Genomic DNA, 24,719 nt, shown 5'->3' with positions numbered 1-24,719 from the left:
CAGCCTATGCGGGGCCGGGCGTCCCGGGCCGTGCGGGCAGCAGGCGGTTCCAGTCGGGCACGTTCAGCGACTCGACCACGCGGACGAGGGGCTCGAGCTCGGGGTTCTTCGCCGCCTCGTCCAGCGCTTCGCGCAGAGCGGCGTCATTGGTGGGGCGTGCCTCTTCGAGGAGCTTGAGACCTGCCTCGCTGACGTTGGTGTAGATGCCGCGGCGGTCGGTCGGGCAGAGGTAGCGCGCGAGCAGTCCGCGGTCCTCGAGCCTGGTGACCAGCCGGGTCGTGGCGCTCTGGCTGAGGACCACCGCGTCGGCAACCTGCTTCATCTGCAGCATGCCGCCCACACCGTTGTGCTGTCGGCTGAGCACGTCGAGCAGGGAGTACTCCCGCACGCTCAGTCCGTGCTTGGCCTGTAGGGCTCGCTCCATGTGGGCCTCGATTCTCCCGTGCAGCAGGGAGAGGGCGCACCACCCCTGGGCCAGGGCGGTGAGCGCGGGGTCCGTCGCTGTCATGGCGTTCTCCTCGGTCCCGGAGCGGCTTCTTCCCAGGATAGAGCACCAGCGCAATAGACTGCTGTCGCAGGTATCAGGCGTCTGCAATTATTGTGCTGTGAGGAACGCGCTCAATGCAGTCTCTGAACGGTGGAGCCCCATGCCGCTCGCGCAGCTTGCGTTCCTCTCGACCGCTCCGGAGTCTCGTGAGACGGCCTCTGGCTCCGTCCTGGCGGGAGGAGTGCCGAGCCGACGCCAGGCCGCTTGGCACCGCTGAGCGGGCCCGCCAGAGCGATCCCAAGCGTGTGCCTACGACCCGTCGGAGGCACACGCTTCCCTGTGGGTGGGCTCAGCCCGCCGCCACCGTCACCGGAGCGAAGCGCCTCGTCCAGTCGCCGGGCAGATCCGGGATGCCGTACGTCATGACCGCGTTCGTGCCGACGGAGGCGAGCCCGCGCTCCTTCAGCCAGGTCAGCAGCTCCTCGTGCCGTACGTCGACGTCCGTGCGCAGCGGGCGGTCGGTATGGGCGGCAAGAGACGCGACGAGTGCCTGGGCCGTTTCCGTGTCACGGGCGATGAGCGGACCCACGACGTGCGTGTCCATATTGGGCCAGGCAGCCGCGTATCCGGTGATCCGCCCACCCTCCTCGGCGACGCGCAACTGGTCGGCGAAGGCAGGCAGTCGAGTGATCACATGAGTGCGGTCGGCGCCGAAGACCTCTTCGTCGAGCCGGACGAGCGTGGCGAGGTCCTCCGCGGTGGCCGGGCGGGTGAGGACGGGGGACGGCGGCCCATCGGCCATGAAGTGTCCCAGCACCATCTCGGAGCTGCCGGTGACCTTGAATCCCAGTTCCTCATAGAGGGGACGCCCGTAGGGGGTCGCGTACAGCGTGAGCGGACTGTCGCCCATCTCCGCCACCACATGGCGCATCAGCCGGCGCCCCACACCCTGGCGTGCGTGTCGTTGGGCGACGAGCACCATGCCGATTCCGCAGAGATCCGGACGGTACCGTGACCCGTACTCGGTCACGACGCAGGCCGTGACGAGTCCGCCCTCGGGGTCGTCGATGCCGTAGCCCTTTCCGGCGGCCAGGAGCAGGCCCCATTTGTCTTCCTCCCGGGGCCACCCCCGGTCCTCGGACAAGTCGGCGCAGGCGTTGAGATCGCGGGGCGTCAGGCGGCGGATGGGCAGAGCGTTGAGGGGAGCTGTCGACACGCAGGTCAGGCTGTCCGACACCGGCTACCGACGTCCACCGGTTCCCGGTCGAACGCACACCCTTTAAGCCACGTTGTGCTCCAACACAGCACTAAGGCAGGCGTTTCACGTGAAACAGTGAGGGACCGGAACATGGCCGTTCCGGAACAGCCGTCTTGAATTGGTGGCCCGTCACCGGCAGTTGAGGGAATTGCCTGCCTTGGGCGGCCGTCCCTTGAGGTCGGCCCAAGGGGGTACTTGTGTATGAGACGGTGGCCGGTATGGTCGAGTCCGGTTCGCCGGTGTGATGTGCGTGCGTTCCGCAACGCGCGTACGCAGGCCAATGCAGCCTAACGGGACGGAGAGATCGAAGGCCCGCATTTTTCTGTTACGCGGCCGAGGAAGGGTCAGGAGTGCGATGCTGCGGTCCGGGTACTGCGGCCGATGTCACACTCTTGCCTTACTTGTCGGTACGCGACGGGAACGGGGCTTGAATGTGGCCGCATTGACCACCAGGAACTGAACGGGGAAAAGGCAGGGCCCTACGGCGCGGAAACTGACGCCCGCCGACAGGGAAGTGCGTAGACCGACTGAAAGATGTTCGAGGCGAGGCACACCATGGACGCTCCGACCACCACGTCGGCCGACAACGGCACGTCCGGTGGCGGCGGCGAGGGCGGCTGGTTCACGCCCCGCAAGCAGCCCCAGACACCCCCGAGCGGAGAGCAGGAGATACCCGAGGGCAGCCGCCTGGCGGCGATGCGCCCCGTCGGGCGGCAAACTCCCGGTGCGGACAGCGAGCCGTCGCGAATACGTCGTCCCGCGCCGGTGACCACTTCGCAGCAACGCCCTCTCGCCGAACCGGAACGCCCTCTCGCCGAACCGGAACCTTCCCATGGGGCAGCGACCCCGGCTGCATCCTCGAACGGGAGGACGCCCGGCTATCCCCAAAGTGGTGGCCCTGCCGGGGTCGGCTATCCCCAAAGTGGTGATCCTTCCGCCGTCGGCTCCCCGCCGACCTCCGGTTTCGCCGTCGGAGTCCCACAGACCGCTCCCGCCCAGTCGGCCTCCGCTTTGCCACGGGAGGCACCGGCGGAGGCCTTCCCCGCCCGGCCGGCCTCAGAGGGTCCCCGGTCCGGCGGTCAGCCCCAGTCACCGGTGCCCACTCAGCGATCGGCCCCGGATCCCGGGGCATCCCCCGACGCCGTGCTTGTCCGGCGCACCATGGCCGAGGTCGGACCCGTCGCCGACAAGGTCACCTCGTACTTCTACGCGCTGCTCTTCGTACGCCACCCCGACCTGCGATCGCTGTTCCCCGCCGCGATGGACACCCAGCGGGACCGGCTGCTCAAAGCCCTGCTGACCGCGGCGGAGCACATCGACAACACCGAGGTCCTGGTCGCGTACCTGCAGAACCTCGGCCGCGGGCACCGTAAGTACGGCACCCGGGCCGAGCACTACCCGGCCGTCGGGGAGTGCCTCATCGGAGCACTGAGCAAGTACGCCTCCGCGATCTGGGACGAGAAGACCGAAGCCGCCTGGGTGCGGACATACACGACCATCTCCCAGGTGATGATCGACGCGGCGGCGGCGGACGAGTTGCGGGCCCCGGCCTGGTGGTACGCGGAAGTCGTCTCGCACGACCTCCGGACCCCGGACATCGCGGTGATCACGGTCCGCCCCGACCAGCCGTACCCGTTCCTGGCCGGTCAGTACACGAGCGTGGAGACCCCGTGGTGGCCGCGGGTGTGGCGCCACTACTCCTTCGCCTCGGCACCGCGCTCCGACGGACTGCTCACGTTCCATGTGAAGGCGGTCCCGGCGGGCTGGGTGTCCAATGCGCTGGTCCACCGGGCCCGCCCCGGGGACATCGTCCGGCTCGGTCCGCCCGTCGGCACGATGACCGTCGACCACACGACGGACAGCGGACTGCTCTGCCTCGGCGGCGGCACCGGCATAGCGCCCATCAAGGCCCTGGTCGAGGATGTCGCCGAGCACGGTGAGCGGCGCCTCGTCGAGGTCTTCTACGGCGCCCGGACCGGCCACGACCTGTACGACATCGACACCATGCTGCGACTGCAACAGAGCCACCCCTGGCTTTCCGTCCGCCCGATCATCGATGAGCAGGCACATCTGCAGTTGCCGGACGTCATCCGCGAGTACGGGCCGTGGAACGAGTACGACGTGTATCTCTCGGGTCCGCCTGGCATGATCCGCAGCGGTGTGCACGCGCTGCGAAACATCGGTGTCCCGTCGGCACGCATCCGTCACGACGCGGTGGAGGAGCTGGTCCTGGCCGAGGCGTAGCCCTCGCGGAGCCGCCCGGACCATGGACGCGGCGTCAGCCGAGGTCGGGCGCGTGCATCGCGCGTACTCCCTCGATGTTCCCGTCCAGGTAGTGCCGTAGAGACAGCGGTACGAGATGGACGGACGCGATGCCGACGCGGGTGAAGGGCACCCGTACGATCTCGTACTCGCCGGCGGGCTCCTCGACCTCGGGGCCGTGTCGCAGACGCTCGTCCATGGACTCGAGACGGCAGACGAAGAAGTGCTGGACCTTCACACCGGTGGCCCCGCCGTTCTCGCCGATGTGCTCGACCGTGTCCACGAAACAGGGCACCACATCGATGATCTTGGCCCCGAGTTCCTCGTGCACTTCACGGTGGAGAGCGTCGACAACGGTCGCGTCTGTCGGCTCGACCCCGCCGCCCGGTGTGAGCCAGTAGGGATCGACTCCGGGCTTGGTCCGCTTGATCAGAATCAGGTCGTCACCATCCAGCAGGATGGCGCGGGCAGTGCGCTTGACCACGGGGCGAACGGTCATGGGTGAAATGTGGCCCAGCGCGTTCCACGTGAAACCTCCCACACCCCACATGGAGCCGACGCCCGAGTGAACGCTGGGTGGCCCCGGCGCGGGGCCCGGCCAGCGGACCGCCTCGTCCTCCCCCGGGTCTCAGCCCCAGGCGGCCGCGGACCGCGCCGTCCTCAGCCCCAGGCGGCCGCGGACCGCAACAGCCACTCGTGGGCGCGAGCGATATGGGGCATGGCCAGAGTCCCGGTGCGGACCACGAGGAAGTATGTCCGCAGCGGGGGCACCGCCGGTTCATGAAGTGCCACGACATCGCCCCGCCCCAGAGCGGAGGCGCAGAGGTAGCGCGGAAGTACGGCGAGTCCGGCTCCGGTGATGGCGCAGGCGAGCACCGCCCGCAGGTCGGGGACGACGACGGTGCCGGAGGCGGCCGGTCGGGAGTCGAAGACGGAGGCCCAGTAGCGGGAGACGAAGGGCAGCGACTCGTGCACCTCCACCACCGGAAGGTTCTCCAGCATGTGTGCGCCTCTGCGGCGCACCTTGCCGGGGCCGATACGGGCGGCCCAGCGGGGGGCCCCGACCAGGACGTGTTCCTCGTCGCAGAGCGGGGTCGCCGTGAGCAGGGCGCCGCGTGGCCGGGCGGTGGTGATGGCCAGGTCGTGGTGTCCGGCGGCGAGCCCCTCCAGCGTCTCCTCGGCCTTCCCGAAGGAGGCGCGCAGGGCCAGACCCTGGCCGTCCCCGCCGGTCAGCTCGGCCAGCGCGGGCAGGGCACGCTCGGCGGTGAACTCCGGAGGCCCCGCCAGATGGAGGGTGCGCAACGACGACTGCTCGTCCAGACCGGTCTCGGCGATCTCGACCAGGGCGTCGAGATGCGGAGCGGCCTTGTGGGCGAGTTCGTCGCCGATGGACGTGGGGGTCACCCCGCGGGCCTGGCGCAGGAAGAGGGGGCGGCCAAGCTGCCGTTCGAGGGTGCGTATCTGGGAGGTGACTGCCGGCTGCGAGAGGCCGAGGAGTGCCGCGGCGCGGGTGAAGGAACCGGCCCGGTGCACCGTCACAAAGGTGCGCAACAGGGCCAGATCCATGGTGCTCCCTCCCCTCACGGCACCCCGGGACCATCCCAACTATAAATAAGTCGATAGCTCTCTGTCGCTACCGTGATTGGACACTGACATAGAGTCAACTAGCCTTGGCTGCGCGGTTCTTCGAGTGGAGAACCGTGGCGGTCCGAGCCACGAGGGGGGAGGCTCGGACCGCCCATTGTCCGTAGAGGGGCCGCCCGGAAAGCAGCATCGCCTCCCCGGATGTGCGTACCGAGGCCGGGGCCGCGGCTCAGGACGTGGTCATTCCGCCGACTCGTCGAGCGCGCGCAGCACATCGGCCACCAGGTCCTCGGGATCCTCGGCACCGACGGAGAAGCGGATGAAGCCCTCCGGGACCGCGTCGCCGCCCCAGCGTCCCCGCCGCTCGGCGGTGGACCGTACGCCTCCGAAACTGGTCGCGTCGTCGACGATGCGAAGTGCGTCCAGAAAACGGTCGGCACGCGCGCGTGTGGGCAGCGAGAACGACACCACGCACCCGAAGCGCCGCATCTGCTGCGCGGCGATCTTGTGCGAGGGGTCGTCGGGCAGGCCCGGATACCGCAGCGCGGTCACCTCGGGCCGACCGCGCAGTGCCTCGGCGATCAGGAGCGCGTTGGCCGACTGCCGGTCCGCGCGCAGCCTCAGGGTGGCCAGCGAGCGATGCGCGAGCCAGGCCTCCATGGGACCCGGGATCGCTCCGACGATCTTGCGCCAGCGCCGCACGGCGGTCATCAGCTCGGCATTCCCGGACGCCACATATCCGAGCAGGATGTCCCCGTGCCCGGTGAGCATCTTCGTCCCGCTCGCGACCGAGAAGTCGGCGCCCAGTTCCAAGGGCCGCTGGCCAAGGGGTGTCGCCAGGGTGTTGTCGACGGCGACGAGGGTGCCCTGCGCGTGGGCCGCCGCCACGAGCCGTCGCACGTCACAGACGTCGAGCCCCGGGTTCGACGGGGTCTCGATCCACAGCAGCTTCGCACCCTTCAGGGCACCGAGCTGGGCGTCGGCACCGGTCGGCGCGGTGCGCACTTCGATGCCGTACGCGGTCAGTTGCTCGCCCACCAGCGGCAGTACCTGGTAGCCGTCCGAGGGCAGCACCACGGTGTCGCCGGCGCGCAGCTGGGAGAAGAGGACCGCGGAGATCGCGGCCATGCCGGAGGCGAAGGTGAGCGTCTCGGCGCCCTCGTCTCCGGGCGCCTCGAGCTCGCCGATGGCGCGCTCCAGATGCGTCCAGGTGGGGTTCTCGTCCCGTCCGTAGGCATACGGGCCGGTCGGCTCGCCGGGCAGGTGGAAGTGTGCGGCGAAGACCGGGCCAGGCAGCGTCGGCTCGTGCTTGACCGGCTCGGGCAGCCCCGCCCGCACCGCACGCGTCCCGTCGCCGATCCCCTCGGAGGACGCACCGGCATCCCATGTGTCCCCTGTGCTCATGCCGCCCGTCCCTCCACATGCTCTCGTACCGCGGCGAGCAGGCCTGGGCTCGCCGCTTCCACCATCTCAAGGCACTCCTCGAAACCGTCCATCCCCCCGTAGTACGGGTCCGGCACGTCGAGGTCCTCGCCGGCGGCCGGGTCGTACGAGCGCAGAAGCCTGACCTTGTCCTCGTCCTCAGGGGTGGGAGCCAGACGGCGCAGGGCCTTCAGATGGCCGGAGTCCAGGGCGATCACGAGATCGAGCCGGGAGAACCAGGAGAGCTGGAACTGGCGTGCAGTGTGGTCGCTGCCGTAGCCGTTCTCCTCCAAGACGGCCACCGTGCGCGGATCGGCCCCGTCGCCCTCGTGCCAGCCGCCCGTGCCCGCGCTGTCGACCTCGACCAGGTCGCCGAGGCCGGCCTCCTCCACGCGGGCGCGGAAAACGGACTCCGCCATCGGTGAGCGGCAGATGTTGCCGGTGCAGACGAAGCAGACGCGATAGGTCATACGGCTCACTCAGTCCTCGCCGTCGGGGAGTACGAGGTTCAGCGCCCAGGAGACGATCGAGACGATCAGGGCGCCCAGGACGGCGGTCCAGAAGCCCTCGACATGGAAGCTCAGGTCCAGCTTGCCCGCCACCCAGGAGGTGAGCAGCAGCATCAGGGCGTTGACGACCAGGGTTATCAGGCCCAGGGTCAGGATGAACAAGGGGAAGGTGAGTACCTTCACGACCGGCTTGACCAGGAAGTTCACCAGTCCGAAGATCAGCGCGACCACGATGAGGGTGCCGATCTTCTTCCCGGTGTTCGAGCCCGTCAGGGTGATCTTGTCGAGCAGCCAGACGGCGACGGCCAGGGCCCCCGCGTTGGCGATCGTCTTGACTACGAAATTCTTCATGTGTCTGATCGTGGCAGACGGGGTCAGAGGCGAGTAGCGAGCAAGGGCGGGCAAGGGGCGATGAAGGCATTCCGGCTGGACGAACTGGAGGCGGAGCGTGCCGCCAACGACGGCGCGTATCTCCAGTTCCTGCGGGAGCGGAACATGTCGGTCGGCCTGTACGCGCTCGACGCCGGGGACCTCGACCCGCAGAAGCCGCACCAGCAGGACGAGGTGTACTTCGTCGTCAGCGGCCGCGCCTCCATCACCGTGGGCCTGGAGACCACCCAGGTCGCACGGGGAAGCGTCGTCTATGTGCCCGCCGGGGTCGCCCACAAGTTCCACCACATCACCGAGGACCTGAGGGTTCTGGTGGTGTTCTCTCCGCCGGAGAGCTGAGCCCCGTCTCGGGGTTCCCTAGGGGAACGATCAGGGGAGGACAAGGGGCGCGAGGTCCGTGTTCCGCCCCCGCGCGGTCCTAGCATCGAAGCAGCACAGAAGGACCCGGTTGCGCAGCCCCCGAAAAGTACGCGGGGCAACGGGCGGACAAGACAAGGACGAGGGCGATGCGAGAGATCTTCGCTGGTTTGCCGTGGTGGGTGAAGTGGATCGCGGTGCCGGTCATCGCCCTGGTCGTCTTCGGCAGCGTGATAGCGACCGTCGTCGGTTTCGTCATCCAGCTGCTGTTCAAGGTGCTGCTCTTCGTCGCTCTGGTCGGTGGACTGATCTACGTCGTACGGAAGTTCATGTCGAGTTCGTCCTCGCGCGGCGACTGGTGAACCACCCGGGGCACACCGGGCGGGGAGCGGCTCCACGTGACGTCAGGGGGCCGGGCTAGCGGACGGCAACGGGCCGCCGGTAAGGAATCCGAGGTTCCCTCGGGCGAGGGAAGTTTTCCCGGTGGTGCCGCCGGTGGCCGGTGGGTGGCCGTTAAAGTCCGGAGCCCGGCGCGCGGCAGGTCCCGCGCACGGCGCATCCCCCTCCCGTGTCCCCGCACGGGAGGCCCACCCTCGTGCTCCGGGAGTGACCTTTGGCCACGGTTGGCACCGCACCCGCCTACTCAGCCACGCCGCCCGCACAGCGGCGCGCCTCACCGGCGGAAGAGCACCTTCCGCCCGCGCCGGCACAGTCCACCACCCTCATCGGATCGGTGCAGCGGGCGATGCGGCTGCTGGAGGCCGTCGCCGAGCATGCGTACGGGGCTCCCGCCAAGCAGTTGGCGCGTGAGGTCGGTCTGGCGCTTCCCACGGCGTACCACCTCTTGCGCACCCTGACTCATGAGGGTTATCTGCGGCGGGAGAAGGGCCTGTTCTTCCTCGGGGAGGCCGCCGAGCGGTTGGGCGCCACCGCGGCCCAGCAGAAACGTCGCAGCATGGTGAACGACGCGCTCGCACAATGGCGTGATTCGATCGGTGTCCCGGTCTACTACGCGGTCTACCGCGAGGGTGAGATCGAGGTCCTCGGTGTTGCCGCCGGCCCGGACGGTCCGGCGGTCGGAGAGTGGGCCGACTTCCGGGAGACCGGGCACGCGCACGCGCTCGGTCAGTGCCTGCTGTCACAGCTCGACGAAGAGGCCCGGCACGACCATCTCGATCGCTATCCGGTGCACCCCCTCACTCCGTACACGGTGCGTGACAACCGCAGCCTGGAGCGCCGTCTGGAGCGCCTGGGGCCGATGGAGGCCGTCGTCGAGTGCCAGGAGTACGCGCTCGGGGCGGCCTGCGCCGCGATCCCCCTCACCGCGGGTACGACGGCCGCGGCGGTGGCCATCTCCCTGCCGTCCCACCAGGCCGACCGGTTGCTGCCGGCGGCCCGTCAGCTGCAGGCGGAGACCGGCAGACTGCTAGGGACACTCGCCTTCTCTATCAGCATCTGAAAACTCACTCCTTGTGATCTGCCATACACGTTCAGCAAACTTCCTGCAGGTGTCAGGGTGATCATTCCTGGCCAGTCGACGGCTACTGACGGGGTAGACGATGCGCAAGTCGGTGCAGGCAGAGGTCATGATGAGCTTTCTCGTGTCCGAGGAGCTCTCCTTCCGCATTCCGGTGGAGCTGTGTTACGAGACCTGTGATCCCTATGCGGTGCGTCTGACCTTCCATCTGCCCGGCGACGCACCCGTGACCTGGGCTTTCGGTCGTGAGCTGCTGGTGGACGGGGTGGGTCGGCCGTGCGGCGACGGCGATGTGCACATCGCGCCCGCCGAGCCGGACACCTTCGGTGATGTGCTGATCCGGCTCCAGGTGGGCGGCGACCGCGCGCTGTTCCGGTCGGGTGCGGTGCCCCTGGTGGCGTTTCTCGACCGCACCGACAAGCTGGTGCCGCTCGGGCAGGAGGGATCTCTCGCCGACTTCGACGCGCATCTGGACGAGGCGCTGGACCGGATCCTGGCGGAGGAGCAGAGCGCGGGCTGAGACCGCGCGCGGCGCCGTAACGGTTCCTCGGGCCGTAACGGTTCCTCGCGCCGTAAACCGTCCCTTCAAGGCGGTACGGGCGCGCGGATATGCCGTAACGGTTCTGCGGGGGCGTCTTTCGGCCTGGGCCTCTTTCGGTCCCGGTGTGGGAAGTCTCTGCGCTTGCGGCGGCGCCCTCGACCCCTGCGGGCGGGGGCCGACTGCCGTGACTGGTCCGGCTGGACGATCTCCGTGAACGTACCGCCCTTGTCCTTGCCGGTGTCGATGTGGACCGGCGCCTTCTTGCAGGTGCCGGTCGGCTTCTGTGGGGCCGACGGGTCCCTGGCGATGGAGGTGCAGCCGGGCGTGGTCCCAGCCGAGGCGTTCACGGATGCGCAGTCCACCGCCACGACCGTGGTCACCGTGGCCGGTTGGGTCTCCCGGTCGAAGCAAGGAACGCGTGAGGCCCACTGTTCAGCTTGCCCAACAAGACGCTAGCGTGAAGGCACCTTTGCACACGCGGGAGCTCGGAGCACCGGGCTGAGAGGGCGCTGACTCCGCAGACGCGATGTTTCACGTGGAACATCGGCGGGCGGGAACTGCTGCGTCGACCGCTGAACCTGTTACCGGGTAATGCCGGCGTAGGGAGTAGGTCTCATGACCATCAAGGACGTACGCACGCCTGCCTCCGTCCAGGGTGACGAGCCCCAGGAGGCCGGGAAGTCCATCGGCTGGCACAAGGCGTACATCGAGGGCTCTCGCCCCGACCTGCGGGTGCCGGTCCGTCAGGTGCACCTCACCAACGGGCGGTCGGTCACCCTGTACGACACCTCCGGTCCGTACACCGATCCAGTCGCCGAGACGGACGTCCGCAGGGGCCTTGCGCCGCTGCGGGAGAACTGGATCACCGCTCGCGGCGACACCGAGGAGTACGCGGGCCGTCCCGTCCGTCCCGAGGACGATGGGATCAAGCACACCTCGCCGCGTGGCGGCCTGCGCAACCTCGACGCGGTGTTTCCGGGACGCCCGCGCCAGCCGCGCCGTGGCCGCGACGGCAACGCGGTGACGCAGCTCGCGTACGCGCGCCGCGGGGAGATCACGCCGGAGATGGAGTTCGTGGCTCTCCGGGAGAACGTCTCTCCCGAGATCGTCCGCGAGGAGATCGCGGCGGGTCGCGCGGTGCTGCCGGTGAACGTCAACCACCCGGAGATCGAGCCGATGATCATCGGCAAGCGCTTCCTGGTCAAGGTCAACGCCAACATCGGCAACTCCGCGGTGACCTCCTCGATCGAGGAGGAGGTCGAGAAGATGACCTGGGCGACCCGCTGGGGTGCCGACACGGTCATGGACCTGTCCACCGGCCGCAATATCCACACCACCCGTGAATGGGTACTGCGCAACTCCCCTGTGCCGATCGGCACGGTGCCGCTCTACCAGGCGCTCGAGAAGGTCGACGGCAGGGCCGAGGAGCTGACCTGGGAGATCTACAAGGACACGGTCATCGAACAGGCCGAACAGGGCGTGGACTACATGACGGTCCATGCGGGGGTGCGCCTGGCGTATGTACCGCTGACGGCGAACCGCAAGACCGGCATCGTCTCCCGCGGCGGCTCGATCATGGCCGCGTGGTGCCTCGCACACCACAAGGAGTCGTTCCTCTACGAGAACTTCGAGGAGCTCTGCGAGATTCTCGCGGCCTACGACGTCACCTACTCGCTGGGCGACGGCCTGCGGCCCGGTTCGATCGCGGACGCCAACGACGAGGCGCAGTTCGCGGAACTGCGCACGCTCGGGGAACTCGGCCGTATCGCCAGGCGTTTCCACGTACAGACCATGATCGAGGGCCCGGGACACGTCCCGATGCACAAGATCAAGGAGAACATCGACCTGCAACAGGAGATCTGCGATGAAGCGCCGTTCTATACGCTGGGTCCGCTGACCACGGACATCGCGCCGGCGTACGACCACATCACCTCCGGTATCGGCGCCGCGATGATCGCCTGGTGGGGCACGGCCATGCTCTGCTATGTCACCCCCAAGGAGCACCTGGGCCTGCCCAACCGTGATGACGTCAAGACCGGCGTCATCACCTACAAGATCGCCGCCCACGCGGCCGATCTGGCCAAGGGGCACGCGGGTGCGCAGGAGTGGGACGACGCGCTGTCCGACGCGCGTTTCGAGTTCCGCTGGGAGGACCAGTTCAACCTGGCCCTCGACCCCGACACGGCCCGTGACTTCCACGACGAGACCCTCCCCGCCGAGCCTGCCAAGACCGCCCACTTCTGCTCGATGTGCGGTCCGAAGTTCTGCTCCATGAAGATCAGCCAGAGCATCACCGAGCGGTTCGGCGGTGAGGCGGCCGAGGGCGCGACGCAGCACGAGATCGCCGAGGGGATGCTCCAGAAGTCGAAGGAGTTCGCGGCGAGCGGGAACCGGGTGTATCTGCCGATCGCGGAGTGATCCGCCGTCGCGCAGTGCCGGTCCAGGGCGCGCGCTGAAGTCCCGGCCCGCGCTCCTTCGGAAGGGCGGGCCGGCTTCGGTGGATGTCGCGGTTCGGGACCGGCTCCGGGCGAGGGCCCGGAGGTGGGGCCGGCTCCGGGTGACGGTCCGGCGGCCGGTCGGCCCGGTCCGCCGACGGTTTCACCTCGGCCGGCGGGATGTCGGCCGAGATCCGTCACTCCGGCTGGTGTTCCGGGCCCCCGAAGTCCGGACTGGTGAAGTCCGGGCTGCTGAAGCTGGGGCGCGGACCCGCGGTGGGGCCGCTGTCCGGGCTGCTGAAGCCCGGGCGGTCGTAGCCGAGGTGTGGGATGCGGCTGGGCGTCGTTTCGGGTGCCTTTCGGCTCATCGCGGCCCTTCCCGGGTCGGCGAGGGCCTCGCGGAGGAACGGCAGGATGCCACGCTCCAGCAGTGCCTCGTGCCAGGCCTCCCGAGCCCGCGCCACTTCCGTAGCCAGCGCGTTCTGGGCGTCGGCATCCCGGGCCGATGCGCTGTTGCGCAGCGCGGTGAGCAACAGACCGATCGCGGCGACGAGGATCGCCGCCGCGGTCACCGCGCCGAAGACCCACCCGGTGGTCAGGAGGGTCCGCGCGAACGCCTGATCGGGGTTGACCATCTTGAGGATGTAACCCACGAGCAGGAAGATCGCCGCGGCGGCACCGGCGAGGAACGGGGCGAGGACCGCGACGACGGCCCCCGCTCCGGCGCTTGCCGCGGCCTCTCCCACGGTGGCGGCGAGCCCCTGGCCGTCCGTCTCCGGCTCGGTGGAGTCGCGTGCTTCGCCGCTCTCGTGCACGGGCGGGGTGGACGGCGCCGGCCGGCGCAGTTCCTCGCGGACCTTCACATAGTGCTGGTATTCCTCGGTCGCCGCCGCGGTGATGAGGGCGGTGGCGTTCAGCGCCATGGTGCGCAGCTGTTCGGGGTTGAGCCGCTGTCCCACAGCGGCCAGATCCGGGCGGTGTGGCGCGGAGCGCAGCGCCTCACCGAGGATCCGCTCGTAGTCCTGGCGGTCCTCGCTCAGCAGGTGCTGCGGAACGCTGTTCATGTGCATCCCCCGATGCTCCGTAGGGCTTGTGGCTCGGCATGCTGACGAGCCGTTGGGCAGAAACGGAGGGGAGCCTGCTACGGATAAGCCGATGGTAGAGCGGCGACGGCACACGGTGACAGGGGGTTTCCAGAAATTGCCGCCCGGTTCGGGTACTCGTTGGACGGTTCCCCGCCGGGAGATGCCTGCCCGTCGAACGCTCAGTGGTCCAAGGGGAGTTGCTGGACCAGCAGTTTTCCGGCCATGGTCACACCGCCGTCCATCGCGATCGCCAGGCCGTCCGCGTAGACGTGGGGGCCTTCGACGACCGGACCCGTTGCGTCGTCGCCGTCCTCCGAGCCGACCTCGCCGAGCAGGTACGGGATGGGACTGTGGCCGTGGACGATCCGCCGGCCGCCGTAGGTCTCCAGCAGGGACCGTACGGCGTCGGCGCCGCCCTCGTCGCGGAAGGAGAAGCGCTTGGTGAACTTCCGGAAGAGATCCCACACCTCGTCCGCGTCATTGCGCGTGAGCGTCTCGCGGATGGTGTCGTTGACCGCTTCGATGGAGTCGCCGTAGTCGAGGTAGGCGGTGGTGTCCGAGTGGACCAGAAGGTGTCCGTCGACCTCCTCCACCGCGTCGAGACGGGCCATCCACTGAAGGTGGTGGTCCTGGAGGCGGTCCATGTCCGTCTTCTGGCCCCCGTTGAGCAGCCAGGCCGCCTGGAAGGTGGCGGTGCCCGCGCCCGAGTTGACGGGCGTGTCACCGAACCGCTTGGCGCCGAGCAGCAGCAGCTCGTGGTTACCCATGAGCGCCTTGCAGTAGCCGCCGGCCGCGGCCGCCTCCGCGGACAGCCGCATCACCAGGTCGATCACGCCGATGCCGTCGGGTCCGCGGTCGGTGAAGTCCCCGAGGAACCACAGCCGCGCGGTGCCCGCGGACCACTGGCCCTGGGCGTCGATGAGCCCCTTTTCCTGGAGCGCGGCGACGAGCTGGTCCAGATAGCCGTGGACGTCCCCGACCACGAACAGCGGTCCGGGGCCTTCGGCGGGATGCGCGGCGGGGGCGGTCGCCGGGTCGGCGGTCACCTGGGGCGTGTCGCCGGGGTTGATGACCGGAAGGTCCCGCTCGGTGGGCGTGTACGCGTCGGAGTAGCCGTGCGGATACGCCTCCGGTGGCGCGACGGGCCCGGTGACCTCACCGGGGGGCGTGCTCTGTGCGTAGGGACCGGTCTCGTGGACGTATGCGGGCACCCGGAAGTCGCGCAACGCCGCCGCCTGCTCCACCTCGGGTCCCTGACCGGCCCCCTGAGTCATCGACCCCTCCACCATCGCGCCGCATCTGCACCGCATCGGACTGCCTGGTCGCAGCGGTCCGCGGTGTCGTGGGCCCATCATAGGAATGCGGATCGCGCCATGTGATGACCCAGGGGTGGTGAATCGGGGAAGGACCCCCGGTCACCGCGGCTTTCGCCCCAAATGAGCGGGGCTTTCCCTGCTGCGACCAGGTACGTCACCCGCCTGCGGGTGACCTGTGCGTCACCCGCCCGCGGGCAACCTGTGCGTCATCCGTGGATCAGCCACGGGCTACCCCTGCCCGGGCGACCGGGGCGGGCTGACCGTGGTGCGTGGCGGCCGTCGCTGGGACGATGTGCGCACGATCAACTCCGTCGGTATGACCTGCTCGACCGGCTGGTCCGACTCGATCCCCTCGATGGCGTCGATGAGGAGCTGGACCACGGCGGTACCGATCCGGCGCGGTTTGAGGGAGAGCGTCGTGACGGGCGGCTCGGTGCTCGCGTACACGGCGGACTCGCTGCAGCAGACGAGCAGCAGGTCCTCGGGAACACGCAGTCCGTAGCGGCGGGCGGCGGCCAGCAGATCGGTGCCGTTCGGGTCGAAGAGTCCGTAGACCGCGTCGGGGCGGTCGGGGCGGGCGAGCAGCCGGTCGGCGGCGACGGCGCCCGCGCACGGGTCGTGGGCGGGATAGGCCTCGTAGACCGGATCCTGTCCGACACGCTCGCACCAGTTCAGATAGGCGGTCGTCGACAGATGCGTGTACGTGTCCGTGGTGGTGCCGGTCAGCAGTCCGATACGGCGGGCGCCGGCGGCGGCCAGATGGTCGAGGATGCCGAGGACCGCGGCTTCGTGGTCGTTGTCCACCCAGGCGGTGACCGGGAGGGAGCCGGCCGGCCGTCCGTCGGACACGACCGGTAACCCCTGCCGGACCAGCTCGCTGACCACCGGGTCCTGGTCGGACGGATCGATGACGACGGTGCCGTCCAGGGCGACGTTCGACCACACGTCGTGGCGCGAGGTCGCGGGCAGGATGACCAGGGCGTAGCCCCGGGCGAGCGCCGCGGAGGTGGCGGCCCTGGCCATCTCCGCGAAGTACGCGAATTCGGTGAAGGTGAAAGGTTCATCCCCGTACGTGGTCACGGTCAGGCCGATCAGGCCCGACTTGCCGGTGCGGAGGGTGCGGGCCGCGGCCGAGGGCCGATAGCCCAGCCGGTCGGCGACCTCTCGGACATGGCGTCGGGTGGCGTCCGGCAGGCGGCCCTTGCCGTTGAGGGCGTCGGAGACGGTCGTGATGGAGACTCCGGCGGCGGCGGCCACGTCTCTGATGCCCGCTCGGCCCGGCCGACTGCCTCGGCGGGAGGTCTCCGCCCGGCTCACCTGGTGCTTCCCTGCTGCTGTCATGGCGAGCCGATAGTAGGGCTCATGCGGTGGGGTAGTGCGGACGCATATGCGCTCGTTGACAGGCACGTTTCTGCATGGCCAGAGGGAGGGAAATACCTTGGAATGCAAGGGAGTTGAACGGTCCGAGGTCAGTACGTGACGTGTTGGCACGCATGTGCCTGCCAAGGTCGCCATATTTCGAAGAGGTCTCAACTCACCTTCACGAGGGATGCGCGCCACGGCGCGAGCTACCGGCGCGTGCGGCAAAGGGCGATGCGCCCCCCGATAGGCGCACCGTGCTCCAGCGATGTGCCCGGATTCGTACGGTGATGTGCGCACGTACGGTGACGCGCTCGCGCTCGTACGGTGATGCATCCGGGCTCGCACGGTGACGTGCCCGGGCTCGGGCGGTGACGGGCCCGGTTTCCGGGACGGCACCACGAACCCGAAGCGGTTGTACACAGCCCATTCGCAGCGGCGCCGAATCCTCATAAGGTGAGAAGCATTGGAAGCCGGTGGCGGTCATGAGCCGGTGCGTGCGCGAGGAGGACTGCGGTGAGCGAGACGAGCCCGAGGCTGCGTGCCGAGCTGGAGGGTATCCCCACCTACAGGCCCGGCAAGCCCGCCGCGTCCGGCGGCCCGGTGGCCTACAAGCTCTCCTCGAACGAGAATCCGTACCCGCCGCTGCCGGGCGTGATGGAGCGCGTGACCGCGGCGGTCGCGTCGTTCAACCGCTATCCCGACATGGCGTGCACGGGGCTGCTGTGCGAGCTGTCGGAGCGTTTCGGCGTGCCCCAGTCCCACCTAGCGACCGGCACGGGCTCGGTCGGTGTCGCCCAGCAGCTGCTGCAGGCCACGAGCGGCCCGGGCGACGAGGTGATCTATGCCTGGCGGTCCTTCGAGGCGTACCCGATCATCACGCAGATCAGCGGAGCGACAGCGGTCCAGGTGCCGCTGACCTCGGACGAGGTGCACGACCTCGACGCGATGGCGGACGCGATCACGGACCGCACCCGGCTGATCTTCGTCTGCAACCCCAACAACCCGACCGGCACGGTCGTGCGCCGGGCCGAGCTGGAGCGCTTCCTCGACCGGGTCCCGAGTGATGTGCTCGTGGTGCTCGACGAGGCATACCGGGAGTTCATCCGCGACGTCCAGGTCCCGGACGGCGTCGAGCTGTACCGCAAGCGGCCGAACGTCTGTGTGCTGCGCACCTTCTCAAAGGCGTACGGCCTGGCCGGGCTGCGCGTCGGTTTCGCGATCGCCCATGAGCCGGTGGCGGCGGCGCTGCGCAAGACGGCGGTGCCCTTCGGGGTGAGTCAGCTGGCGCAGGAGGCGGCGGTCGCCTCCCTGCGCGCGGAGGACGAACTGCTCGGCCGGGTCGGCTCGCTGGTGTGCGAGCGCACGCGCGTGGTCGACACCCTGCGCGCCCAGGGCTGGACGGTCCCCGAGACACAGGCGAACTTCCTGTGGCTGCGGCTGGGGGAGCGCACGCTCGACTTCGCGGCCGCATGCGAGCAGGCCGGCGTGGTCGTCCGGCCGTTCCCGGGGGAAGGGGTGCGGGTGACGATCGGCGAGTCCGAGGCGAACGACATCTTCGTGAAGGTGGCGGAAGGCTTCCGCAGGGACCTCTAGGCACCGCGGCGGGCGGGCCACCGCGGCGTCGGTGACCCGCCCGTCCGCCTTTGCCGGTCTCCCGGCTCGGGATGCGCGGCCGCCGTCCGGCGGCCGCTTGTTGGCATGCGCTTCTCAAGGCGTCACCTTAAGGCCCCCCGCCTGTCCAGCCTCGAACCCATATGCGCCATAATTGCTTGTGAATGTGAACGCGTTCACAAACGCGCCCGGATTGCTCCTGATGGGTGTGACAGACAGGGGCAAGCTGCCGCTTGTGACCACGGCGACGTAAGGAGACACACGACGTGGACCTGGCTTTGGCGCCGGAGACACTGGCGCGATGGCAGTTCGGCATCACCACCGTCTACCACTTTCTGTTCGTCCCGCTGACGATCTCGCTCGCCGCGCTGACAGCCGGCCTCGAGACCGCCTGGGTGCGAACGGAGAAGGAGAAGTACCTCAGGGCGACGAAGTTCTGGGGCAAGCTTTTTCTGATCAACATCGCGATGGGCGTGGTCACGGGCATCGTCCAGGAGTTCCAGTTCGGCATGAACTGGTCCGACTACTCGCGCTTCGTCGGCGACGTCTTCGGGGCGCCCCTCGCGTTCGAAGCGCTCATCGCCTTCTTCTTCGAGTCGACCTTCATCGGGCTGTGGATCTTCGGCTGGGACAAGCTGCCGAAGAAGATTCACCTGGCCTGTATCTGGATGGTCTCCATAGGCACCATCCTGTCGGCGTACTTCATCCTCGCGGCCAACTCGTGGATGCAGCACCCCGTCGGCTACCGGATCGACAAGGCGAGGGGACGCGCCGAGCTCACCGACTTCTGGCACGTCCTGACACAGAACACCGCGCTTACCCAGGTCTTCCACACCCTGACCGCCTCCTTCCTCACAGGCGGCGCGTTCATGGTCGGTATCGCCGCCTACCACCTGTTCCGCAAGAAGCACGTCACGGTGATGAAGACGTCGCTGCGGCTGGGCCTGGTCACCGTGGTCATCGCCGGTCTGCTGACCTCGGTCAGCGGTGACCTGCTCGGCAAGGTGATGTTCAAGCAGCAGCCGATGAAGATGGCCGCCGCCGAGGCGCTCTGGGACGGTCAGCACTCCGCGCCGTTCTCGGTCTTCGCCTACGGCGATGTGAGCAAGGGCCACAACAGCGTCGAACTGTCCGTCCCCGGAGTGCTGTCCTTCCTCGCCGACGACGACTTCAGCTCGTACGTCCCCGGCATCAACGACACCAACAAGGCGGAGCAGCAGAGGTACGGTCCCGGCGACTACCGCCCCATCATCCCCGTCACCTTCTGGGGCTTCCGCTGGATGATCGGCTTCGGCATGGCGTCCTTCGCCCTCGGTCTGGCCGGGCTCTGGCTCACCCGCAAGAAGTTCATGCTGCCCCCGCATCTGCGGGTCGGTGAGGACGAGGTGCCGCATCTGGTCCTGTTCAGGAACAAGGCCCTCGGTCCGGCGCTCACCACGTGGTACTGGCGCATCGCGATATGGACCCTGGCGTTCCCGCTCATCGCCAACTCCTGGGGCTGGATCTTCACCGAGATGGGCCGTCAGCCGTGGGTCGTCTACGGCGTGCTGCGCACCCGTGACGCGGTCTCCCCCGGTGTCTCCCAAGCCGAGGTCATCACCTCGATGACCGTGTTCACGCTGCTCTACGCGATCCTCGCGGTCATCGAGGTCAAGCTGCTCGCGAAGTACGTCAAGGCCGGACCGCCGGAGCTCACCGAGTCCGACCTCAACCCGCCCACCAGGATCGGCGGCGACTCCCGGGACGCCGACAAGCCGATGGCCTTCTCCTACTAGGCCGAGGGAGCGCTCATCTCATGCAACTTCACGACGTCTGGTTCGTCCTCATCGCGGTTCTCTGGACCGGCTACTTCTTCCTGGAGGGCTTCGACTTCGGGGTCGGGATCCTCACCAAGCTGCTGGCTCGCGACCGGTCCGAGCGGCGGGTGCTGATCAACACGATCGGACCCGTCTGGGACGGCAACGAGGTGTGGCTGCTCAGCGCGGCCGGCGCGACCTTCGCCGCGTTCCCCGAGTGGTACGCGACGCTCTTCTCCGGGTTCTATCTGCCGCTGCTGATCATCCTGGTCTGCCTGATCGTGCGCGGTGTCGCCTTCGAATACCGGGCGAAGCGGCCCGAGGAGGGCTGGCAGCGCAACTGGGAGAATGCGATCTTCTGGACCTCGCTGATCCCGGCGTTCCTGTGGGGTGTGGCCTTCGGCAACATCGTGCGGGGCGTGAAGATCGACCAGCACCTGGAGTACGTGGGCAATGTCTGGGATCTGTTCAACCCCTTCGCGCTCCTCGGCGGACTGGTGACCCTGACCTTGTTCACCTTCCACGGAGCGGTGTTCACGGCACTCAAGACCGTCGGGGACATCCGGCACCGGGCACGAAGGCTGGCCCTGGGCATCGGACTGGTGACCGCCGTGCTGGCGCTGCTCTTCCTCGGCTGGGCGCAGATCGACCAGGGCGACGGCAAGAGCCTGGTCGCCCTCGTAGTGGCGGTCGCCGCTCTCATCGTGGCGCTCGTGGCAAACCAGGCCGGGCGCGAGGGATGGGCGTTCGCTCTCTCCGGCGTCACCATCGTGGCGGCGGTCGCGATGCTCTTCCTGACGCTTTTCCCGAACGTCATGCCGTCCACGCTCAACGCCGACTGGAACCTGACGGTGAGCAACGCCTCGTCGAGCCCCTACACCCTGAAGATCATGACGTGGTGCGCGGGCATCGCCACGCCGCTCGTTCTGCTCTACCAGGGCTGGACCTACTGGGTGTTCCGCAAGCGCATCGGAACACAGCACATCGCCGCCGACGCGGCCGCCGGCGCCGTGCACTGAGTCTGGTGGGTGGGGCGTTTCACGTGAAACGCCCCACTCGAACCGAAGGGCGTGTTTCACGTGAAACCGATCGATCCCCGTCTCCTCCGATACGCCCGCGCCACCCGCCTGTTCCTCGTGGCGGTCATCGGCCTCGGTGTCGTCGGCGCGTCACTGGTCATCGCCCAGGCGATGCTGATCGCCGAGGTGGTGGTCGGCGCCTTCCAGCACCATGACTCGGCTGCCGCGCTGCGTATCCCGTTGCTGCTTCTGGCGGCCGTCGCCCTGGGCCGGGCGCTGGTCTCATGGCTCACCGAACTTGCCGCCCACCGAGCCAGCGCGGCGGTGAAATCCGAACTGCGGGGGCGACTGCTGGAGCGGGCTGGGGCACTCGGTCCCGGGTGGCTCAGCGAGCAGCGGACGGGATCGCTGGTCACTCTGGCCACGCGAGGAGTCGACGCCCTCGACGACTACTTCTCGCGCTATCTGCCGCAGCTGGGACTCGCGGTCGTCGTGCCGGTTGCAGTGCTCGCACGGATCGTCACCGAGGACTGGGTGTCGGCGGCGATCATCGTCGCCACGCTGCCGCTGATCCCGCTCTTCATGATTCTCATCGGCTGGGCGACGCGCTCCCAGATGGATCGTCAGTGGCGCCTGCTCTCCAGGCTGTCCGGGCACTTTCTCGACGTGGTCGCCGGGCTCCCGACCCTGAAGGTGTTCGGCCGGGCCAAGGCGCAGGCCGAATCGATCAAGAGGATCACCGGCGAGTACCGGCAGGCGACCATGCGGACGCTGCGGATCGCCTTCCTGTCGTCCTTCGCGCTCGAGTTGCTGGCCACGATCTCGGTCGCGCTCGTCGCGGTGACCATCGGCATGCGACTGGTCCATGGCGACATGGACCTGTACATCGGGCTGGTCATCCTCGTGCTGGCTCCGGAGGCGTATCTGCCCCTGCGTCAGGTCGGCGCTCAGTACCACGCGGCGGCGGAGGGTCTCTCCGCCGCCGAGGAGATCTTCACGGTGCTGGAGACACCGGTACCGACCTCAGGGACGCGACGCCTCCCCGATGGGGAGATCGCCTTCGAGGGCCTGACCGTCCGCTACCCGGGGCGGTCGTCCGACGCGGTGTCCGCGATGTCCCTGACGGTCGCACCGGGGGAGACGGTGGCCCTCGTCGGACCGAGCGGCGCGGGCAAGTCGACGTTGCTGAACGTCCTGCTCGGGTTTGTGCCGCCGACCGACGGGTGCGTCCGGGTCGGAGGAGTCGATCTCGCCTCGGCCGACCTGGAAGAGTGGCGCTCGCGGATCGCCTGGGTGCCGCAGCGGCCGCATCCGTACGCGGGGACCATCGCCGAGAACGTGCGGTTGGCGCGGCCCGACGCGGACGACGCGGCGGTGCGCAGCGCGCTGGCCGATGCCGGTGCGCTGGAGTTCGTGGACGCGCTGCCCGCCGGAGCCGACACCGTGCTCGGCGAGGAGGGGGCAGGACTCTCCGCCGGCCAGCGGCAACGGCTGGCCCTGGCCCGGGCCTTCCTCGCCGACCGGCCGGTGCTGCTGCTCGACGAACCGACCGCCTCCCTGGACGGAGCGACCGAGGCGGAGATCGTGGAGGCGGTGCGCCGGCTGGCAGCCGGACGGACGGTGCTGCTGGTCGTGCACCGTCCGGCATTGCTCGGGATCGCAGACCGGATCGTCCGCTTCGACGCGGACGAGTACCCGGCGCACATCGCTCGGCGCTCCGGAGCCGTGCCGCTGCCCCGCCCCCGGATGCCGGAGCCGGCCAGGACGCACGACGAACAGCCGCCCGCTCCCTCACCGCAGGGGCGCGGCGCGGTGCTCGCCCGAGTACGGGCGGCGGCCGGGGCCCGTCGGGGGCGGCTCGCGCTCGCCCTGCTGCTCGGCAGCCTCGCGCTCGGAAGCGCTGTCGGGCTGATGGCCACCTCAGGATGGCTGATCTCGCGCGCCTCTCAGCAGCCGCCGGTGCTGTATTTGATGGTCGCCGTGACCGCCACGCGGGCGTTCGGCATCGGGCGGGCCGTGTTCCGGTACGCGGAGCGGCTCGTGTCGCACGACGCCGTGCTGCGGATGCTGGCCGACACCCGGGTCGCCGTCTACCGGCGTCTGGAACGCCTCGCACCGGCCGGTCTGCGCACGACCCGGCGCGGCGACCTGCTGTCGAGGCTCGTCGCCGACGTGGATGCCCTTCAGGACTACTGGTTGCGCTGGCTGTTGCCCACGGCGGCCGCGCTTGTGGTCTCGGCGGGTGCTGTCGGCTTCACGGCCTGGCTGCTGCCGGAGGCCGGCGCCGTCCTGGCCGCCGGGCTGCTGTCGGCCGGAGTCGGCGTACCCCTGGTGACCGGTGCCGTGGCGCGTCGAGCGGAGCGCGCCCTGGCACCGGCCCGGGGAGTGCTGGCGACCCGGGTCACCGATCTGCTCACGGGAACCGCCGAGCTTACAGTCGCCGGCGCACTGCCCGCGCGGACCGCGGAGGCGCGGCGGGCGGACGCGGTGCTCACCCGTATCGCCTCCCGTGCCGCAACCGCGACCGCGCTGGGCGACGGGCTGACCGCGCTCGCCACCGGGCTGACCGTCGCCGCCGCGGCACTTGTGGGCGCGCAGGCCGTGGCCGACGGACGGCTCGGCGGCGTCACCATGGCCGTCGTGGTGCTCACACCACTGGCCGCGTTCGAGGCCGTCCTGGGACTGCCGCTCGCCGTGCAGCACCGGCAGCGGGTGCACAGGAGCGCGGAGCGCGTGTACGAGGTGCTGGACGCACCGGAGCCCGTCCGCGAGTCGGAACGGCCACTGCCGCCGCCGTCGTCGCCCTTCCCGCTCGTCCTCGAAGGGCTGATCGCCCGCCACGACGGACAGCAGCGCGACGCGCTGAGCGGACTCGGGCTGACCCTCGAACAGGGCCGCAGGATCGCCGTGGTCGGCCCCTCCGGCGCGGGCAAGACGACCCTCGCGCAGGTGCTGCTGCGGTTCCTGGACCCGGCCACCGGTGTCTACACGCTGGGCGGCACGGACGTCCGCGCGCTCGACGGCGACGAGGTACGGCGCATGGTCGGACTGTGTGCCCAGGACGCGCATCTCTTCGACAGTTCGGTACGGGAGAACCTGCTGCTCGCGCGGAAGGACGCGAGCGAGGGGCAGTTGCGTGACGCGCTTGCGCGGGCACGGCTCCTGGACTGGGCCGACGGGCTGCCGGACGGCCTCGACACGCTGATCGGCGAGCACGGCGCGCGGCTGTCCGGCGGCCAGCGTCAGCGGCTGGCGCTGGCCCGCGCCCTGCTCGCCGACTTCCCCGTCCTCGTCCTCGACGAGCCCGCCGAACACCTCGACCTGCCGACGGCGGACGCGCTCACCGCGGACCTGCTGGCCGCCACGCAGGGGGGTACGACGGTGCTGATCACTCACCGGCTGGCCGGACTGGACGCGGTCGACGAGGTGATCGTGCTCGAGGAGGGCCGGGTGGTCCAGCGCGGCGCGTACGAGGAACTCGCGGCGGCGGAGGGGCCGTTGCGCACGATGGTGGAGCGCGAGGCGCGGGGCGATCTGCTGGGCGACCGGAAGGAATCCACGGATTCGACGGAGCCGGCTTTCGCCGACGCCTGAGGGCTCCCGTGAAGCATGCCCGCGGGTGAGGGGAGGGCATCCGGGTGAACTGCCGCCCGGCGCCGCCCTGTTTCCGGTCGAGTGCGGTGCACGCGTGCACTGACCGGCTTCCGTGGTTCACGGGCCAGGCGCGCAGGGGTGTCTGCCGTCGTGCGCGCCGCGATCGGACGGCGCGGCCCGGCGGCGAACCCCCGGACGGGGGACGCCGCTGGAC

The 24,719-nt window shown here is 69.3% G+C and carries 20 protein-coding genes, 1 pseudogene and 1 riboswitch; of the genes and pseudogenes, 10 read left to right on the top strand and 11 right to left on the bottom strand.

Annotated features, from left to right (window positions below):
• Positions 1 to 4 precede the first annotated feature (4 nt).
• Complete coding sequence (locus ABZ823_RS05395; protein ID WP_361653888.1) at positions 5 to 508, bottom strand: MarR family transcriptional regulator; 504 nt, start codon at positions 506 to 508, stop codon at positions 5 to 7.
• Between the two features lie 328 nt (positions 509 to 836).
• Positions 837 to 1,703, bottom strand: a complete 867-nt coding sequence (locus ABZ823_RS05390) for a GNAT family N-acetyltransferase (protein WP_361653885.1) — start codon at positions 1,701 to 1,703, stop codon at positions 837 to 839.
• A 576-nt stretch (positions 1,704 to 2,279) separates the two neighbouring features.
• On the opposite strand from ABZ823_RS05390, the gene ABZ823_RS05385 reads away from it, so the two are divergent.
• On the top strand, positions 2,280 to 3,989 hold the full coding sequence (locus ABZ823_RS05385; protein ID WP_361653882.1) for a globin domain-containing protein: 1,710 nt from the start codon (positions 2,280 to 2,282) through the stop codon (positions 3,987 to 3,989).
• A 34-nt stretch (positions 3,990 to 4,023) separates the two neighbouring features.
• Here ABZ823_RS05385 and ABZ823_RS05380 read toward each other — a convergent pair whose 3' ends face one another.
• From ABZ823_RS05380 to ABZ823_RS05360, 5 genes are all read right to left on the bottom strand, one after another.
• Positions 4,024 to 4,506: an NUDIX hydrolase gene (locus tag ABZ823_RS05380; RefSeq protein ID WP_361653879.1), complete on the bottom strand. Its 483-nt coding sequence runs from the start codon at positions 4,504 to 4,506 to the stop codon at positions 4,024 to 4,026.
• A 161-nt stretch (positions 4,507 to 4,667) separates the two neighbouring features.
• Complete coding sequence (locus tag ABZ823_RS05375; RefSeq protein ID WP_361653877.1) at positions 4,668 to 5,573, bottom strand: LysR family transcriptional regulator; 906 nt, start codon at positions 5,571 to 5,573, stop codon at positions 4,668 to 4,670.
• Positions 5,574 to 5,831: 258 nt separating this feature from the next.
• Complete coding sequence (locus ABZ823_RS05370; protein ID WP_361653875.1) at positions 5,832 to 6,995, bottom strand: cystathionine gamma-lyase; 1,164 nt, start codon at positions 6,993 to 6,995, stop codon at positions 5,832 to 5,834.
• A complete protein-coding gene (locus ABZ823_RS05365) occupies positions 6,992 to 7,483 on the bottom strand; it encodes a low molecular weight protein-tyrosine-phosphatase (RefSeq protein WP_361653872.1) in 492 nt (163 codons plus the stop codon). Before ABZ823_RS05365 ends, ABZ823_RS05370 begins: the two co-directional genes overlap by 4 nt.
• Before the next feature lie 9 nt (positions 7,484 to 7,492).
• Positions 7,493 to 7,873, bottom strand: coding sequence for a phage holin family protein (locus ABZ823_RS05360; protein WP_361653869.1), 381 nt, complete (start codon positions 7,871 to 7,873; stop codon positions 7,493 to 7,495).
• Positions 7,874 to 7,933: 60 nt separating this feature from the next.
• Between ABZ823_RS05360 and ABZ823_RS05355 the strand changes: the two genes are divergently transcribed.
• The 4 genes from ABZ823_RS05355 (at position 7,934) to ABZ823_RS05340 (ending at position 10,266) form a co-directional block, all read left to right on the top strand.
• On the top strand, positions 7,934 to 8,251 hold the full coding sequence (locus ABZ823_RS05355; RefSeq protein ID WP_361653866.1) for a cupin domain-containing protein: 318 nt from the start codon (positions 7,934 to 7,936) through the stop codon (positions 8,249 to 8,251).
• 167 nt (positions 8,252 to 8,418) lie between these two features.
• Positions 8,419 to 8,631, top strand: coding sequence for a DUF5326 family protein (locus ABZ823_RS05350; RefSeq protein ID WP_361653864.1), 213 nt, complete (start codon positions 8,419 to 8,421; stop codon positions 8,629 to 8,631).
• A 362-nt stretch (positions 8,632 to 8,993) separates the two neighbouring features.
• Entirely contained in the window at positions 8,994 to 9,728 is a 735-nt protein-coding gene (locus ABZ823_RS05345) for a helix-turn-helix domain-containing protein (RefSeq protein WP_361654751.1), read from the top strand.
• A gap of 100 nt (positions 9,729 to 9,828) precedes the next feature.
• Positions 9,829 to 10,266, top strand: a complete 438-nt coding sequence (locus tag ABZ823_RS05340; RefSeq protein ID WP_361653862.1) for an SsgA family sporulation/cell division regulator — start codon at positions 9,829 to 9,831, stop codon at positions 10,264 to 10,266.
• 200 nt (positions 10,267 to 10,466) lie between these two features.
• Here ABZ823_RS05340 and ABZ823_RS05335 read toward each other — a convergent pair.
• Positions 10,467 to 10,694 (bottom strand): annotated as a pseudogene (locus tag ABZ823_RS05335) (YibE/F family protein); the annotation flags it as partial.
• Between the two features lie 60 nt (positions 10,695 to 10,754).
• Positions 10,755 to 10,910: riboswitch (TPP riboswitch) on the top strand.
• On the opposite strand from ABZ823_RS05335, the gene thiC reads away from it, so the two are divergent.
• Positions 10,903 to 12,705, top strand: a complete 1,803-nt coding sequence (thiC, locus tag ABZ823_RS05330) for a phosphomethylpyrimidine synthase ThiC (protein ID WP_361653860.1) — start codon at positions 10,903 to 10,905, stop codon at positions 12,703 to 12,705. Its footprint overlaps the riboswitch before it by 8 nt.
• A 214-nt stretch (positions 12,706 to 12,919) precedes the next feature.
• Here thiC and ABZ823_RS05325 read toward each other — a convergent pair whose 3' ends face one another.
• From ABZ823_RS05325 to ABZ823_RS05315, 3 genes are all read right to left on the bottom strand, one after another.
• Positions 12,920 to 13,792: a hypothetical protein gene (locus ABZ823_RS05325; protein WP_361653858.1), complete on the bottom strand. Its 873-nt coding sequence runs from the start codon at positions 13,790 to 13,792 to the stop codon at positions 12,920 to 12,922.
• A gap of 194 nt (positions 13,793 to 13,986) precedes the next feature.
• The gene (locus tag ABZ823_RS05320) at positions 13,987 to 15,096 is read right to left on the bottom strand and encodes a metallophosphoesterase (RefSeq protein WP_361653857.1); all 1,110 of its coding nucleotides are present in this window, start codon (positions 15,094 to 15,096) and stop codon (positions 13,987 to 13,989) included.
• 255 nt (positions 15,097 to 15,351) lie between these two features.
• On the bottom strand, positions 15,352 to 16,464 hold the full coding sequence (locus tag ABZ823_RS05315; protein ID WP_361653856.1) for a LacI family DNA-binding transcriptional regulator: 1,113 nt from the start codon (positions 16,462 to 16,464) through the stop codon (positions 15,352 to 15,354).
• Between the two features lie 534 nt (positions 16,465 to 16,998).
• On the opposite strand from ABZ823_RS05315, the gene hisC reads away from it, so the two are divergent.
• From hisC to cydD, 4 genes are all read left to right on the top strand, one after another.
• Positions 16,999 to 18,078: a histidinol-phosphate transaminase gene (gene hisC / locus ABZ823_RS05310; protein WP_361653854.1), complete on the top strand. Its 1,080-nt coding sequence runs from the start codon at positions 16,999 to 17,001 to the stop codon at positions 18,076 to 18,078.
• A gap of 284 nt (positions 18,079 to 18,362) precedes the next feature.
• Entirely contained in the window at positions 18,363 to 19,871 is a 1,509-nt protein-coding gene (locus ABZ823_RS05305) for a cytochrome ubiquinol oxidase subunit I (RefSeq protein WP_361653852.1), read from the top strand.
• A 20-nt stretch (positions 19,872 to 19,891) separates the two neighbouring features.
• Positions 19,892 to 20,911, top strand: coding sequence for a cytochrome d ubiquinol oxidase subunit II (gene cydB / locus ABZ823_RS05300; protein WP_361653850.1), 1,020 nt, complete (start codon positions 19,892 to 19,894; stop codon positions 20,909 to 20,911).
• A gap of 60 nt (positions 20,912 to 20,971) precedes the next feature.
• The gene (cydD, locus tag ABZ823_RS05295) at positions 20,972 to 24,505 is read left to right on the top strand and encodes a thiol reductant ABC exporter subunit CydD (protein WP_361653848.1); all 3,534 of its coding nucleotides are present in this window, start codon (positions 20,972 to 20,974) and stop codon (positions 24,503 to 24,505) included.
• The last annotated feature ends 214 nt before the right edge of the window (positions 24,506 to 24,719 follow it).

It is taken from the genome of Streptomyces sp. NPDC047079, from assembly GCF_040643755.1.
Classification (GTDB): domain Bacteria; phylum Actinomycetota; class Actinomycetes; order Streptomycetales; family Streptomycetaceae; genus Streptomyces.
This window is presented reverse-complemented; position numbering and strand designations above follow the sequence as displayed.

What these genes read in the sequence shown, in the direction of transcription:
- ABZ823_RS05395 (WP_361653888.1), bottom strand. Translation starts at nt 508, where the DNA reads ATGACAGCGACGGACCCCGCGCTCACCGCCCTGGCCCAGGGGTGGTGC.
- ABZ823_RS05385 (WP_361653882.1), top strand. Translation starts at nt 2,280, where the DNA reads ATGTTCGAGGCGAGGCACACCATGGACGCTCCGACCACCACGTCGGCC.
- ABZ823_RS05380 (WP_361653879.1), bottom strand. Translation starts at nt 4,506, where the DNA reads ATGACCGTTCGCCCCGTGGTCAAGCGCACTGCCCGCGCCATCCTGCTG.
- ABZ823_RS05375 (WP_361653877.1), bottom strand. Translation starts at nt 5,573, where the DNA reads ATGGATCTGGCCCTGTTGCGCACCTTTGTGACGGTGCACCGGGCCGGT.
- ABZ823_RS05370 (WP_361653875.1), bottom strand. Translation starts at nt 6,995, where the DNA reads ATGAGCACAGGGGACACATGGGATGCCGGTGCGTCCTCCGAGGGGATC.
- ABZ823_RS05365 (WP_361653872.1), bottom strand. Translation starts at nt 7,483, where the DNA reads ATGACCTATCGCGTCTGCTTCGTCTGCACCGGCAACATCTGCCGCTCA.
- ABZ823_RS05360 (WP_361653869.1), bottom strand. Translation starts at nt 7,873, where the DNA reads ATGAAGAATTTCGTAGTCAAGACGATCGCCAACGCGGGGGCCCTGGCC.
- ABZ823_RS05355 (WP_361653866.1), top strand. Translation starts at nt 7,934, where the DNA reads ATGAAGGCATTCCGGCTGGACGAACTGGAGGCGGAGCGTGCCGCCAAC.
- ABZ823_RS05350 (WP_361653864.1), top strand. Translation starts at nt 8,419, where the DNA reads ATGCGAGAGATCTTCGCTGGTTTGCCGTGGTGGGTGAAGTGGATCGCG.
- ABZ823_RS05340 (WP_361653862.1), top strand. Translation starts at nt 9,829, where the DNA reads ATGCGCAAGTCGGTGCAGGCAGAGGTCATGATGAGCTTTCTCGTGTCC.
- thiC (WP_361653860.1), top strand. Translation starts at nt 10,903, where the DNA reads ATGACCATCAAGGACGTACGCACGCCTGCCTCCGTCCAGGGTGACGAG.
- ABZ823_RS05325 (WP_361653858.1), bottom strand. Translation starts at nt 13,792, where the DNA reads ATGCACATGAACAGCGTTCCGCAGCACCTGCTGAGCGAGGACCGCCAG.
- ABZ823_RS05320 (WP_361653857.1), bottom strand. Translation starts at nt 15,096, where the DNA reads ATGGTGGAGGGGTCGATGACTCAGGGGGCCGGTCAGGGACCCGAGGTG.
- ABZ823_RS05315 (WP_361653856.1), bottom strand. Translation starts at nt 16,464, where the DNA reads ATGACAGCAGCAGGGAAGCACCAGGTGAGCCGGGCGGAGACCTCCCGC.
- cydB (WP_361653850.1), top strand. Translation starts at nt 19,892, where the DNA reads ATGCAACTTCACGACGTCTGGTTCGTCCTCATCGCGGTTCTCTGGACC.